This window comes from Paenibacillus allorhizoplanae (genome assembly GCF_927798215.1).
Classification (GTDB): Bacteria; Bacillota; Bacilli; order Paenibacillales; family NBRC-103111; genus Paenibacillus_E; species Paenibacillus_E allorhizoplanae.
The window spans coordinates 140,331-155,559 of record NZ_CAKMMW010000007.1; the positions used below are offsets into that span (position 1 = coordinate 140,331).

10 protein-coding genes are annotated in these 15,229 nt (G+C 45.3%); 4 read left to right on the plus strand and 6 right to left on the minus strand.

The genetic code is table 11. From position 1 onward, the window contains the following. The first annotated feature begins 179 nt into the window (after nt 1-179). Nucleotides 180-1,094, plus strand: a complete 915-nt coding sequence (locus tag L6I86_RS14295; RefSeq protein ID WP_236288060.1) for a sensor domain-containing diguanylate cyclase — start codon at nt 180-182, stop codon at nt 1,092-1,094. A 198-nt stretch (nt 1,095-1,292) separates the two neighbouring features. On the opposite strand, the gene L6I86_RS14300 is transcribed toward L6I86_RS14295, so the two are convergent. Next, nucleotides 1,293-2,741, minus strand: coding sequence for an alpha/beta fold hydrolase (locus L6I86_RS14300; RefSeq protein WP_236288062.1), 1,449 nt, complete (start codon nt 2,739-2,741; stop codon nt 1,293-1,295). Nucleotides 2,742-2,863: 122 nt separating this feature from the next. On the opposite strand from L6I86_RS14300, the gene L6I86_RS14305 reads away from it, so the two are divergent. Both L6I86_RS14305 and L6I86_RS14310 read left to right on the plus strand, forming a co-directional pair. Next, the gene (locus L6I86_RS14305) at nt 2,864-10,144 is read left to right on the plus strand and encodes an S-layer homology domain-containing protein (RefSeq protein WP_236288064.1); all 7,281 of its coding nucleotides are present in this window, start codon (nt 2,864-2,866) and stop codon (nt 10,142-10,144) included. Between the two features lie 167 nt (nt 10,145-10,311). Further along, entirely contained in the window at nt 10,312-11,943 is a 1,632-nt protein-coding gene (locus L6I86_RS14310; RefSeq protein WP_236288065.1) for an S-layer homology domain-containing protein, read from the plus strand. A gap of 365 nt (nt 11,944-12,308) precedes the next feature. Here L6I86_RS14310 and L6I86_RS14315 read toward each other — a convergent pair whose 3' ends face one another. The 5 genes from L6I86_RS14315 to L6I86_RS14335 form a co-directional block, all read right to left on the minus strand. Then, the gene (locus L6I86_RS14315; RefSeq protein WP_236288067.1) at nt 12,309-12,821 is read right to left on the minus strand and encodes a spore germination protein GerPE; all 513 of its coding nucleotides are present in this window, start codon (nt 12,819-12,821) and stop codon (nt 12,309-12,311) included. 3 nt (nt 12,822-12,824) lie between these two features. Beyond that, nucleotides 12,825-13,007: a spore gernimation protein GerPD gene (locus L6I86_RS14320; protein ID WP_236288069.1), complete on the minus strand. Its 183-nt coding sequence runs from the start codon at nt 13,005-13,007 to the stop codon at nt 12,825-12,827. Nucleotides 13,008-13,053: 46 nt separating this feature from the next. Continuing rightward, nucleotides 13,054-13,764 carry a spore germination protein GerPC gene (gerPC, locus tag L6I86_RS14325; RefSeq protein WP_236288071.1) on the minus strand — a complete coding sequence of 237 codons (711 nt, stop codon included), beginning with the start codon at nt 13,762-13,764 and terminating at the stop codon, nt 13,054-13,056. A gap of 88 nt (nt 13,765-13,852) precedes the next feature. After that, nucleotides 13,853-14,062, minus strand: a complete 210-nt coding sequence (locus L6I86_RS14330; RefSeq protein ID WP_173118046.1) for a spore germination protein GerPB — start codon at nt 14,060-14,062, stop codon at nt 13,853-13,855. 35 nt (nt 14,063-14,097) lie between these two features. Next, nucleotides 14,098-14,322, minus strand: coding sequence for a spore germination protein (locus tag L6I86_RS14335; RefSeq protein WP_056610720.1), 225 nt, complete (start codon nt 14,320-14,322; stop codon nt 14,098-14,100). Between the two features lie 129 nt (nt 14,323-14,451). On the opposite strand from L6I86_RS14335, the gene L6I86_RS14340 reads away from it, so the two are divergent. Beyond that, the gene (locus L6I86_RS14340) at nt 14,452-14,910 is read left to right on the plus strand and encodes a hypothetical protein (protein ID WP_236288073.1); all 459 of its coding nucleotides are present in this window, start codon (nt 14,452-14,454) and stop codon (nt 14,908-14,910) included. Nucleotides 14,911-15,229: the final 319 nt, after the last annotated feature.

Here is a 15,229-nt window from a genome sequence, read left to right on the forward strand (position 1 = left end):
CAATATATTTAGGTATAAGGCAGCACTCCTGTATCCTATTTATGTAATAAAATGACAGCAAACGCTATTTTTCGACTTTTTGTTGATATAAATTTAGGCATGATTTAATTTTGTTTTTATGTATTCGTGCTATGCTTCCAAAGTCTCTATTTATGTCAGAAGAGAGGGAGGCAGAAGCTATGAGCAATGAAACAAGTTCAGATTTTATAATTTCAAAGTTACCCAAAACGTTACTCGCAAGACAAATCATCGAGCAGGCGTGGGAGTTATACTGTCAGTTCGATGTGCATGGCAAGTTGATTTATGCATCTAGCCGATTTAACGAACGAATGGGATTTGTACCTGACCATATTGAACAATTCATTGAGGCGGTTGAATCGGACTTTCGCCTAGACGTGTATAAATTGGTTGTGAATACGTTAAAAACGAAGACTAGCAGTAGACTTGAGTTTCGTGCAAGAGGGGCAGGCGAGGCTTACTTATGGCTGGAGTGCACAGCGATTCCTTTCTGTGATGAAAAAGGTGAGCTCATTGAGATTGCCTTCGCGCTTCAAGATCGCACACGGAACAAAAGTCAAGAGAGTCACCTCGTTGCGATGGCTTTCCATGACCCGCTGACAGGACTGCCGAATCGCCGGTTGTTCAAAGAAAGATTGCATCAATTGCTGCAGCTGGCAAAGCGAACGGATCGTGTATTTGCTCTACTGTATGTGGACATTGATGATTTCAAAATCATTAATGACACGATGGGACACGATATCGGAGATGCGTTTTTGCAGGTATTTGTCGCTCGGGTTCAGGGCTGTCTTCGAGAGAATGATACGTTTGCCCGAATGGGAGGAGATGAATTTACTATATTATTGCCGGCCGTGGACTGTCTGGAGCATGTGGAAAGCATTGCTCAGCGTATTCTAGCGAGTATCGAACAAACGTGGGAAATACAGGGGCATTCTTTTCACTCAACGGTTAGTATAGGCATTACGATGTATCGTTCTAATCTAACGGACGCCACACAGATGATGAAAGAAGTAGATATCGCCTTATATCAAGTGAAAGGCAAAGGGCGAAATCACTATCAATTTTATAGTCATTGATAATCTGCTAATACTACAGACAAACGAGTGAAATGAGCGATCGCACATATTTGGAAAACCGTTATGTAAGGGTTGAATCCCTTGGATGTAACGGTTTTTTGGCGTATCTCCAGTATGTTCCCGGTGTTTGAAAAAAATTATTATTCCGGGAACTAGGAGTTTGATTCGGTGGTGATGGAGTTGGATGAGAAGTTCCCTCTATTCATGCTCAAGCAAGAAATTTCGTATTGCTACGTAATTGAAATTAACAGCCATGTCAGAGACATCCCCATTTTTATTCATCCAGTGTGCCAAAGCGGTGAGCTGCCATTCGATTTTATCTCTTGTCCCCAGGATCCAATCGTCGACGTAGCCTGATAGAAGATGATGTGGAAGGTTCTCCCATATCTGAAGGATGCTAGCGGCCTTCACTTCCTTATTCTGTTCGGCCATCGCTTGTTTTAGGTTATGTATCAAATCGAGCAAATCGCAACGTATATTCCCTTGTAGGGTTACATGCTCGCGGTCGATCCGCAGAAACTCATTCTCTTCTGAATACTGCTCAAGTAATGATTTCAAATGATTCAAGCAGACACGTAAATAATTTTGTGCTTTCTTCAGTTCGTAATTCGGCCATAAATCGTCGTACATTTGTTGCCGCGTTGCATTGGGGAAGAGCAACAAATACAGCAATAGTTGCTTGGCGAACCGTTTGTTCCAGCCAGTAGGAAGCTCAACACCATTTACACAAATCCGGAACGAATGCAGAAACTGAATATTCAATTCCTGCGCATTATGTAAAAGATGTTGTCCCGATTGAATGACTTTATGTAAGGAAATGGTGGTATCTGGCATCATATTTTCTGTATCGATCGTATTGGAAGACAATGTGTCGATATGTTTACAAACCCAATAAGCTGTCCACTTGGGCTGATCTAAGAAAACGAGGTTAGCGGCGCCAGGAATGACCTGGAAGCGTCCTTGTGGAATATAGCTGGCACTTATAGCAGAAAGCACAGGTGTATAAACGGGATCCTGCTCTCCTCCCAAAAGGATGGTTGGTGTATTCAAACTCTTTAAATCAGCAATCGTATCGTTGTCACGGAACAACTGTAAGAGTTTGAGATAGTTCCCTGTATGGACATTTTGATAGGCTTGAGAGATACGAGATCTTATTTCATTGGATTCATGCTGAACCGTCAATGAAGGCAGGATATGCGTAATAAAACTCGTGCGATCACTGCTTAGCATAAGTTTTATTCTATCTTCAATCCCTTGTTTCAAATATTCAGATGGAATAAATCCTGGCAAGGAGAGCAAGCTGAGCGATTGTATACGTAAGGGGACTCGTAATGCTGCTTTAACAGCGAGATTGGCTCCAAGTCCATGGCCGATGAGATGAACGTTGTTTAATCGGTTTTTATCCAAAAAAGAGACGAATTGGTCGCATATATCAGGCCAAGTGATTGGGAGTGGATGTACATGCTCATTCCCGTGGCCTGGCAAGTCATAGGTGACCACGTAATATAAATCATACAAATAAGGCGTCAAAGTCTCCCATAAGTTGCTATTCAGTCCTAATCCATGAATAAGTACGACAGTTTGTTTGGGTCTCTCGAGCCAACTAGAAGGAGGTTCGTAATCGAAAATATCATTAATAAGGCGCATGACAAACTCCTTAATGTGTCTAAAGTGCTAGCGTGTAATGCTATTGTAATTCCTTGTTTAGTAAGATGGAAGTCGAAATACTAGAAATTTTGTTAAATTATGTATAGGAGGAATGGCGGGGAATGAGTAAAAAGGCATCATTACGTTGGTTACAGCTTGCGCTTGCCGTTATATTGTTGTTCGGCAGCAGTGTACCAGCGTTCGCAGGAGTTCAGGAAGTCAATGGTCTAATAGCCCAAGTTGAAAATGACACGGGTGCACCTATGCAAGATGGAGAGGTGAATCTCTACTCATACATGCACTATTCTTCAAACGGGGAACAGCAGTATTATACGAATCAGGCATTCACGACCAAGGTTCGTAATGGGGAGTTCTTCATCCCGAATTCTTTTATTTTACAAGGTAAGCAGTATGAGCTTCAAGTGAGAGGAACATCTTCCATTGGTGAATCCATTGTTTACCATTATAGCTTTATAGGTGGAGATATAAGCAACTTGAATTTCGGCAAAGATCAATTAAGAAAACTGACATTCACACATAATAAAACCGCAACAGGCAATTTGCTGCTGGTGCCCACAGATATTTATGGCAAGACAGATAGGGTATCTTACCCTATGTATACCCGTCAATTCAATGAGCAGGGTAAAGTGACAGCATGGGTAGCTTCAAACGCAGCATTTAAAGCATATGCATCACTGGTGACACAAGGTAATGCAGAAACTTATTTGCTAGAGTCAAGTATTCCTGCCGATGTGCAAAGTGGGCAATCCATTTCTTTCGGCGGTGACACGGTCAAGGTTACACCACCGACGGGTTATAATAACGCAGGGGTAGCGCTTGGCTTGCAAAACATGGGGTCAGAATTTCAGGCTCAAGTAGGTTATGTTAGCAAAGGCATGTTAGGTAGCGTAAATTTCAGTGTCGTAAAAGATAATACGAGATATATTTTTTCAAGAGGCAATATGTCTTTTACTGAAGACGTGACGCTACAACTGGACAGCGCATTTCGAGGGACAGTAACTAATGTATACAGCAACGGGAATGGCGGATACGCTACACAGACGTATTACTTAGATAGATACAACAATCAATTGCAATTCGTAGATACCGTATCAACGGGTGCGTTCAGCACGTCTGTGCAAGAGACGGGATTATGGAATGAAACGTTAGGTGCGAATGGGACGCCGGTTCGTTCTTCGCTCAACGGCTCAGGGACTGGCATCGATCCAACTGGTAGTGTACAATCCCTTAATTGGGATGACGCTGTATTAGAGTATCAACTTAGCCAGAATGGCACATTCCTGAGAACGATCTCAGGGATAAGACAAATCTCATATCCACTTCAATTGAATAATGTGTCTCAAGGCATATATCGTCTTAAATTGAACAGGCAGTTGTTTCCTACCAATGTCGTGTCTTTATCCTTGGATCAGTCCATTCAGATTGGACAGAACAATAGCTCGAAGTCGATTGGTGTTCAACTACCCCAAGGTTATTCAACCAGTAATTTAACTAGAGGGACAATTCTTGAACTTGACGGCAGTCGTGTGACAGCTAGTTACACAATGTCTGGCGGCAGTCTTGAATTGTATCAAGTGATTAATCCTCAACGGCAATATCGAATAGCGGCCGCATATCTACTTTCGAGTACGACGGGGAGTCCAACTGCCAGTTATCTGGTAGACCAAACTTTTACAGGCGAACAAATGCAGAATCTACAATCGCTGCCGCTGCAAAGCGGACTTGTTCGGACGATATTCTCTCTGGACGGAACATCGATTACCCGAATGGCAAATGTGTTGTTATCTTTACCAATACCAGCTTTGAATGACCAGTTATCATTCTCAGCGCCAGGTGTATTATTAAGTGCGCCAATTACGTTGGATGCATCCCTTGTTGGTACAGATGGCTCAACGAATGCGTATCATTACAATAAGTCGGTTACGATTCCAGCACAAGAGCAGAACACCGTAAGTTTCGCTGAGTTGGCGAACAGCCTCATTACAGTGGAATTGAAGAACGGTCAAACCAACGTTCCTTTCGAAATGGTCAGTGTGCTTAAAAGCAATTATTCCTACTCGTCTGGCGTGCCATCCAGCAGTATAACGGAAGAGAATGCGTTAACGAAATTGTATACAACGCCAGGGGAATATCGCTTCCAGTTTTCTCAGATTAAGAAAGCGGACTATGAAACACCGTGGCGCTACATATGGAGTTCGGAACGAAGAGTTTATTCAGAAGCTACGAGCTTGAGCTTTTATGATGATATTCAAGGCGTTTTCGGCCCAATTCAGGCCTATGATTATACGAATCCTGATCGGACGTTACTGTACACATCGGCCATCATCAAAGCTGGTGACTTGAGTCTTAATCAAGTGTTCGTCAAGCAAGGCAAGAATTATCAAACGTTTAGCACTGCAATTATAGGGAAAGGTCCTTATGATGACGGAGGGTACAGCTATTATAATGCCGTCCCTGGGACGCTTACAGTCAAAGATCAGAGCGGCACTGTTGTGATAAAATCGGATTCTTCTTATTCGGATTCGGTTTATGCAGAGGTTCCGAACAAAAACGGCAATTATCTGTTAACCTACCAATTACCGATTGGACCTGGACAAGAAATTGTAATTTCTCAGTCATATCCTGCAGGCGATCCTAACGCTCCTCCTGGCAAGCCAGATCCGAAAGCAACCTTCGCTGGCCAAGGGCTTAAGTTGACTTGGGATGCTGTTCCCGGAGCGTCGTATTACGACATCTATGCGGCAGAGCAAGGTCAATCTTTGGTCAAAATCAAAGGAAATGTTACGGGAGCATCGTTCACTTACGCAGAGGCCCAACCTGGCAAGATCTACGATCTCAAGGTTGTTGCGGTAAATAGCAAGGGCATCAGCACGGAATCCAACGTTATTCACTTCGCTGTTCCAGCATTTGCTGTGTCACAGCTAGATGTGAAGTCATCCACAGTTCAAAGCTCTGCAGGGCTTCTCAAGATAGGCAGCCAAATGCCCATTGAACTGAGCGGATCTATCGGAGAGGGAATTAGCGCAAAAGCGGTGGTTTCTTTCAAGAAAGGTACGGCTGCAGAGGTGTTCACGGAGGAGGTCGTTCTCACTCCTGGGCAAGGCAAGTACCTAGGTACATTCGAGATTAAAGAAGGTGTGACCGAGATTGTTTCGGTTAAAGCTTATTTGACGAGAGACGGAACGAACTCGGATGAGAAGAAAGTAGAGTTGAACAAGAAAGTCGGCGCAACGCTGGCAGGTACCGTTAAGCAGCGCGATGCAGCTGTCACAGATATACCGGCCATAGAATTTATCATTGACGGCCAATACGTGAGAGTAAATGCCGATGCGTACGGCAACTTTACGGCAGCAGGTCTACCGAGAGGTTCTGTTAAAATCAATGTGATTGACACAGGCACAGACCGCTACACAGATGTGGTTCAGGGAATTACAACTGAACTTGGTGTCAAACAGACGGGTATTATTGTTAAATTACCAGTGCTGCAGAACGTGAAGCTTCGTTTGCTAGAACAAGGAACGCAGGTGCCTGTAGCCAGATCGCTACACGTTTCGATCACAGGTTCTGTTAATAAAGAAGGGTATATCGGACAGGACGGTTACTTCGTGACCTACTCTGGTGAATCGGAGCTTAAACGATTAAAGCCGGGCAGTTATACCATTTCCATTATGGGTGATAGCTTATATGAAGAAACGAAAACGACATTTAACGTAGATGAAGTTTCCAATTACGTAACAAATCCGGTAACGATCTCAGTTGCCAAAAAAATCAAGGGAATTGCCAATGTGACGTTAAAGCTCTTCATGCCAGAGGGTGCTCAAACGAATCAGTTGGAATCTTATTATCTTTATAGTTCCACAGCTTCTCAATCATTTGGTTGGGAGTCAGGCTATCTCTATGGGTACAATCAATCCATGACCGTATCGGAACGTGTCTATGTGCCGAATCCATCGCTTGTGCTGGAAGGTGCAGATTCAACGGTTACTCAAAAAGTATATGGATATTATGGTACGCTATCACTTCCTGGGATTGCGGCTGCAAATGACTACACACTTAACGTTTCCGTACCTGGCCTTCAACCTGTGAACAAGTCCCAAGTATCCGTTGTTACAGGAACTTCGACGCTTGAGGTTGCGCTTCAGCCTTCGGTTGTTTATACCGGTCGGATCGTAGATGAAGCTGGACGTCCAGTCGTGGGTGCTGATGTATCTGCGTATGCAGGATCATCTTACGCGTATGCGCGTACGGATGCGGACGGCAGCTACAGACTTGATCGATTGGGTGAATCGAATCAAATTCAGATCTCGGTGCATGCTGTTGGATTTACGGATAATATGGCGGTTCAACAGGTTACTGATCATCAAATTCCGGTGATTACGCTTGAAAATGATCAATTCATACACGGTAAGGTTGTCGATAAAGACAATCAACCCCTGAAATATGTGAGTGTGTATGCAAGCAACAGCAAAAACAGCGGATGGGCAAGAACTGATGCCGATGGTTATTTCAAAATCCGTGGATTGTCTGCGGGAACTTACAATTTCACTGCGTCATTGTACGGTTACCCGAGCTATGCAAATAATCTCGCAACTAGTGCAGATCAACGAACCATCGTTCTTCAGTCACAAGGTGGACACTTCTTCGGAGAAGGGAATAGCTTTGCTCCGTCTGTGGCTACAGTTATTTTAGGAAAAGAATTTAGCTACAGTTTGAAATATAAAAATAATAGTACAACGCCATCCAGCAGCACGACATGGCAGTTTGAACTGCCGTCCAATGTGAAGTTGGTCAATGGTTCTGTAGAATTGAATGGCAAAATAGTAAATGCAACGGCAACAAACGGCGTACTTCAAGTTCCAGCCGGAGATGTTATTGCGGGGGGAAGCGGTGAGATCAGCTTTAAGGCTCTCGTCGATCAAGCGGATGAAGCTTCGATTCGTACATCTGCTTACCCGGTCATTAACGGGAATAAAGAAGAGCCAACACAGATCGCTACTTCAAATGTATTGTATGTGACTTTGAATGCACCGGCAGTAACCGGGGATAAGAAGATCAAAGTATACGGGTCGACAAAGCCGGGATCTACGGTGGAAATTTTTGCAGGCTCCATGAGTCTGGGACGTGTGACAGCAGAAGGCCGTTGGTGGTATGCAGATGTTGTATTGCCAGTAGCCGCTGATGCGGATGAAGCTGAGCTTCGACTTACTGCACAGGTTGTAGAAAATAATCAAAGCCAATCTTCGGAAGCTGTGAATGTGAAGTATAAGTCTGGCGTACCGGGGATTGATGAGGCTAGAATTACAGCAGGTTGGAACGTAGATGTGAAGTTGAATCCAAAAGTTTCAGTAGCTACATTCGCGGTTACGGAGAAAACGCCGATTTCAACAAAAGTTGTATTTAAAGAGGCTGTCGATCAGGCGTCCATTTCCTTTATTGGAAGCACGTATCAACTGACCAAAGCTAGTGACGGGAAAACCTTTACAGGCGAAGTGCCTTATGGATGGAGCTCATACGGTGAGCAAATGCTTACGCTCACTTATGTTAAGAATGGGCTAAGTGTTACTGTGCCACTGATGGAAGTTATCGTGCTCATCGATCCATCTGGTTATGTGTTCGAAGGTAGTATGGATAACCGTGTCTCTGGTGTGACGGCTATCGTTCAACAGGAAAATAACACGCAGTGGACTAGTTGGAATGCAGACGATTATGGTCAAATCAACCCGCAAACCACGGATGTTGAAGGCCGCTACGGTTGGGATGTCCTACAAGGCAATTGGCGTGTATTGTTTAGCAAAGAAGGCTATGAAGACTATACTTCGAGGGTCGTAGTTGTGCCTCCAGCGGAAACACAGTTGAATGTACCGCTAGTTCGTACAACAACGCCAGAGATTACATCGATCACACCTGCGAACAATGCGCAGGATGTTAATGTAAGCTCGAATGTGGAAATTGTCTTTGATCGCCCTATGGATGAAACGAGTTTGAATACGGATGTTATTCAGCTTGTGAAGGTTGAGGGAGTGCAAGAGACACCGATTGATGTTACGTTTGAGTATCAGCACATGAAAGGCTACAAAGAAGATCTATCATTGCGAGATGCCCAACTTCTAGATGGCAATAACCAGAGTGGTTGGTTTATCGAAGATGATTCGAAGAAATTAAGTAAGAAGCTGACGCTGAAACCGCGGACTGCGCTTGCGTCAGGTTCGACATATAAAGTTATCGTTAAAGGCAACTTGCTTGACTATAGCGGCAGCAACGTACTCGTAGCTGACACAAGTTATACGTTTAAGACAGCAACTTCCAAAACGCCAATTATAACTGGTGGCGGTGGAGGTGGTGGCGGTAATTTCGTTGCTTCAATTGAAGTGGAACTGGATTTCGTTATGTTAACCAAATCCGTGGCAAACAATGAAGTCATTGTACCGCTGGCTGACAAACAAGATACACTTCTCGTCAAAGGGAATGTATGGAACGCCATTCAATCCAAAGGCTACATCGTGAAACTGCAGCATAACGATGCTGAGGTCACGATTCCTGCCAAGTCGTTTGCCTTGAAAGACGACGAGACATTGGAACTAGTCTTGCAACATAGCAAAGTAACTTATCCTGTCGGTTATACAGCTTCAAGCCAAACGCTTCAAGTTAGCGTGGGCAAGAAGAATAACGGTAAAAAAGAAGAGCTTACAGCTGCTGAGTCATTGATCTTGAGGCTTTCAGCAACGCCTTCGAATGAACCTGAGTTGCTAGGCGCATACGAATTCGTTAAGGGTACGCCACATTACCTTGGTAGAGAAATCAATGTATCCTTCACTGCATCAGGAACATTTGGGTTGGCTAAATTCGAACGCAATTTTACGGATGTGGATAACCACTGGGCAAAAAAAGATATTCAATATTTAGTGTCTCATCATATCGTTGATGGTACCACGGATACGGAATTTGATCCTGCAGGTACAACGACACGTGGGCAAATTGCCAAATTGTTTGCACAAATGCTGCAATTAAAGATTTCAGATACAGCGTCTTCCTTCGCAGATGTGCCAGCAGATGCCTGGTATGCGGATGCAGTAGCAGCTGTAGAGAAAGCAGGTATTTTCCAAGGAGCAGATGGACAATTCCGTCCTGATGCGGCAATCAGCCGACAAGAGCTGGCTGTTGTGATTTCACGTTTAGTGAAGCAAGCCGATCAGGTGGTTAACAAAACATTTGCGGATCAATCGCAGATTGCGGATTGGGCAAAAGCAGGTGTGAACGTATCTGTGAAACTGGGTATTATCCAAGGGGATGATGCTGGAAAATTCTTACCGCAAGCTAACGCAACCCGCGCAGAGGCAGCGGCTATGATTCATCGTCTAATCCAAGCTTTAGACAAAGAATAGAAAGATCTAGCGGTGAATAACCGTTTGATTTTGACCGTTATGGCAGCGTGCAATCACGCTGCTGTAACGGTTTTTTTACGTATCTCCAGTATTTACTCGTAGCGATTTTGGTAGCTTTCTAGGATGATAGAAGGAATCATAACGAATCGAATAGGGGATGAGACAAGGTGAAATCCAAAAGTGGATGGCGAAGGCTTGTTGTGGCCCTAGTCGTCGTCGGTGCGATGTGTCAGGTTACGTTCGTATACAAGAATGATGTTTTGGCAGGGGCTACGGTGGCTCAGGGGAAGTTCAATATGTCCTACTTATTCAGCGGAGCGCCTAGTACGTATACGTCACAAGTCAATAAGAGCGGAGATACTTTAGATGTGGTGTCGCCAAGTTATTTTCACATAAAAGATGATGGTAGTTTAGAAGTCACAGATTTACAGGCGTCCTTCATAACGGAGATGCACAGGCAAGGGAAGAGAGTTGTGCCATTTCTAAGTAATGATTTTGACAGAACGATTGGTGGAAAAGCGATCGATGAACGCGAAACTCTAGTTAAAGAACTTGTCGCAAGTATCAAAGCTAATCAGCTAGACGGCATCCAGTTAGATATTGAAAATGTAGGAGCGGAATACCGAGACAAGTATACCGATTTCGTTAAAAAGCTGCGCGAGGAGCTGCCCAGTACGATGGAGGTTTCTGTTGCGGTGGCTGCGAATCCAACAGGTTCTACGACGAACTGGATCGGTCTGTATGACTATAAGGCCTTGGCGGCGGTCAGTGATTATCTAATGGTCATGACCTATGATGAGAGCTATCCTGGCGATCCTACGCCGGGTCCTGTTGCTAGCTTGCCCTTTGTTGAAAAATCCATTCAGTATGCGTTGTCCCAAGCTCCAGCGAATAAAATCGTATTGGGCATGCCGTTATATGGCCGCTATTGGAACCAAGATCCTGCATCCGATGGGGCAGGGATCGCTGCTAAGAGTGTTCAAAAGCTGGTAGATCAATATCGAGGGACAATCCGTTATGATGCAGCAAGCCAATCACCTGTTGCTACATTTACGATTCAACCAGCGGATATGAAAGCAACCGTGAACGGCAAAGAGTTGACAGCCGGTACTTACACGATTTGGTTCGATAATGAGCAATCTATGAAAGCTAAGCTAAAGTTAGTAGGGAAATATGGGTTAAAAGGAACAGGCAGCTGGAGCTTGAATCAGGAAGCTAATAATACTTGGAGCTATTACCAGCTATGGGCGGATGGTTTTTACTTCACCGATATGCAAAAGCACTGGGCACAGGCCGACGTCCTGAACGCCGCGAATCGCGGCTGGATGCTCGGCACAGCCGCAGACACGTTCGCGCCCGACGCGGCGCTCACAAGGGCTGAAGCCGCGACGATTATTGTGCGCGCGCTTGGGTTAGAGAGCGCGGCGGCCGTCATCAGCGCCGCGTTCAAGGATGTGCCTGCGACCCACTGGGCGTCGCAGAATATCGCGATCGCGCAGCAGCACGGGCTGATGCAGGGCATCAGCAACGATCGCTTCGCGCCCGATCAGAGCATGACGCGGGAGCAGATGAGTGTGCTGCTCTCCCGCGCGTTAAAGCTGACCACGCCGGCTAGTGGCGCGGCGAAGAAGTTCACGGACGTGCCAGCGGACGGCTGGTCGGCAGAGGCCATTGCTGCGATGAGCAGCAGAGGCCTTGTCGATGGCTTCGAGGGCGTCACGTTCCGTCCGCTCGCGTCCTTGACGCGAGCGCAGATGGCTGCGCTGCTGAGCCGCGCGCAGCCGCTGCTCACGCCGTAAGGAGAAGAGGGTCCCAGCCATGTGTGTGGCTGGGACCCTTTTTGCGGTGTTTTGCGATAATCATCTGTTCAAGATGTGTTCGTGGTGTGAATACAAATGCGAAGGAGCTTGCAAAAGTGCAAAAATGCACCCTTTTTGTTCGAATCAGCTTCTCGATACAGAAATAATTACAAAAAAGCAACTATTTCTGCCTGCGTCCGCCATTTTGGTAGCTTTAGGCGCTAAAGGATGCCTTTTCGCACGTATTCCTCTTGTTGAGCTGTTTACGCTGAAAATAAGTGTCTTTTAGCATCTTTGATTTCTACGCTTACCTAATTTATTCGTCTATGTTAGTGTGTTGTGCCACTTAGCGCCATTTTCAATCCTTACGTTGGTTTAGATTGCTGCTGTTGGGTAACGAACACCATACGTGGCGGTTTGTTCTCAACGGTTTCTTTCGGCTTCGTTGGGATATCGCCAATTGCGTCATCCGTCCCTGTATACACAAATGTCTGTTGCCCCTTGGGACCAGGTTTATTGGTCACGAATTGACGAATATTTTTGATGCGGGTTTCGGCGGTCGTGACACGATTGCTGCCAATTTGAAAAAGAGATGAAGCTGCGACTCCGAGAATACGTATGTTACGAACCGTTATATAACTCCCTAAGTTATCCACACACATTGTGAAAGGTTCGGGAGGCTGAGGAATAGGGAAAGGTCGTTGGTAGAAAGGGTAAGCCGCGAAGCTGCCTTCATTCCCATAATAAATAGGCACTTCACGCTGGACAGCAAAAACTCGGTTCTGCAAGGCAGTATAAACATTATCCCCCGTATGCATCGTGCTTGCTGAGCCTATGCTATTGATATAGATGTTGCCAACAATCGATAGTCGAACCATCGATTAGCCCTCCGAAGCAAGTGGAACGAAAGGGGCGATGATGACCGATTCCGGTGGCGTGTCAAACATGGAGGATAAGGAGATGACCTCTGTATCCCCGATCAGGAAAACGGACGCACTGGATACCCCAACGATACGGACATCGCCAACACAGATTTGTTTGTTTTCAACATGTAAATTAAACATCTTTAGCCCTTCTCTCCCTTAAAATAGTTGATCTAGTTAGAACCATTTACTTGGGCAGACTGGATATGTAAGTCTCTATTGCTGTAAGGATGTCTTGCTTCGTTTTGTCCATGATATTGTTGGTTACCGCCTCCAAAGGTTCTTTGAACCCAACGCCGCGGTATTGATTCACATAATGTTGGATACGTGTATCCAGTTGCTTGCGAATATCTTCGATGATCAAATCTTTGTAATCCTCATCGAGTGGATGCTGATATTTATGTTCAAGGTTATTAATATCGCCCTGTACGCCAAACTGCAAATACTGTTCAATGCCGCTAGCGACATCCGCTTGAATGTCTTTCCCTTGCTTTGCAGCTTCTCCGCGCACTGTCTCTTGACCCGCGCCGATCCCCCCGCTTGGTCCTGTCCCCTGATATTGCCCGCCCTGGTAAAAAGGATTCATATCCATTGGAGCCATACCGCCACCGTTACTTTCTTTGTTCAAGGAATTACCGTTCACACTGAGATCCTCAATTTGATCTATTGCGCTAGGACTGATTCCGATCGTTAGCGTCCCGTCTAGCTTTTCAACCTTAAGCTGATCAAAATTATATTCTATTTTATCAATGTGAATGCGCTTCTCGTCCTTCATGGCTTTCAGATCCGCCTGCAGCTTGTTTACGGTTTGCTCTAACTTATCGATGCGCTGTTTCTGCATTTCGAGACAGGTGGTGATCTGCTGGGCCCATTGCTGCCACGTGATCGCGTTATTCATTTGAACATGTACCTCCTTCCGGATTACTCCGTTATTCAAAGGACTGCCTGGCTAATCTTGAAGCGCAGTAAGTAAGATTTGGTTAGCATTATGTCGGTGCCGGCAGAGGAACAAGGGCAACAGGATTAACTTCACTTGTTCCAAGCTCAGGGGCAGGCTCTACGAAACCGCCTGTATTGTACAGATTAGACAAGGAACGAATCGATCCCGCTGTGCCAATTTGGAGGACGGATGAGTTGGCGACAGAGTTTACTTTTAGCTGCTGAATCATAATGGTTTGATGGATGGTCCAGTTCATACGCTGTGGAACACCTCGCTCTAAGCTGACAATTGTCAGAGGATATTGCCGCTCGCATTCGCATCGATAAAGTCAGAATCATTGGTGACCGTCGTACTGTACGTATTATAGACACGCGGAAAATCCCCGGTATTAAATGAACCGGCTCCAGCGAAAGTCTTGGAGGAGCTAGTAGGTGAAATAATAAAGGAATCGCCGAAATGAACGACAGAGCTGGAGCCGACACTAATAATTTTCACATTCCCGACGATAGCTGGCATAATCCGATCCCCCTTGCGTTATCACACCTACAGTATATGAGGTATCCGCCTAGAGGTGCTCTGAATTTTCGGAAGGGTGTCACATCGGGAGGTAGGCACATATACTGTTAGCAAAATGAGGTGATAGGCTTGAGCGGATTTAATCGCCATCCTTGGCTGAAGTGGGAACAGGTTGAGAAGTTTCTTGGACAAAAGCTGCCATTCGCCGAAAAAGGGCAGACCTTTCTAGATAATATGACGTGGGCTGAAGGATATGTACAGGACATGCTGAAAAAAGCGATGCCAGGCATGGATGCCAACATTTCATCTTCTGGAACCATCGGTACAGAAATTTTTGAGACGCATGAGCACGTCATTGTTAAGGTGAAAATTGCAAAGGAAGAAGATCCAAGAGCGCTCCAAGTTTTCGTCAAATCGAATCAAATTAAGCTGACAGGCTTTACGAATGGTAAGAATCGCATTATAAAAGTGCCAACGCTGGTGCTGCCGAGAACTGCCAATGTCACCTATAAGCAGCGAGTATTGGAGGTCAAGATTCGCAAGCGAGGGTTGAAGGAGAGCTATCATGAGGCGTATATCCGGTACTAGTCACCGCGCTGTAAACGAAAGAACGCCCTTAGGCCTTGTGGCTGAGGGGGTTCTTTTGGTTTGGTGTTGAGGGAGGGGCAGTCCCAAAACTCATCGATTCCCCGCCACACGTAGCGTAGCACGTTCACCTCCGGCACCACTCCCTCGCTTCAAATTAGATGGATTTCCTGTAGTTATTTCCGCGGAAAACAAGCTGAATTTGCAAACAAATGGTTTTTATGCAGCTAATTTCAGTGATTCCTTCCTGTTCGCCCAAATAGCCCATATTAACGGGAGTAAATCCATTTATTTTGTTTTATTACGCAAAAAGAGCCGAAAT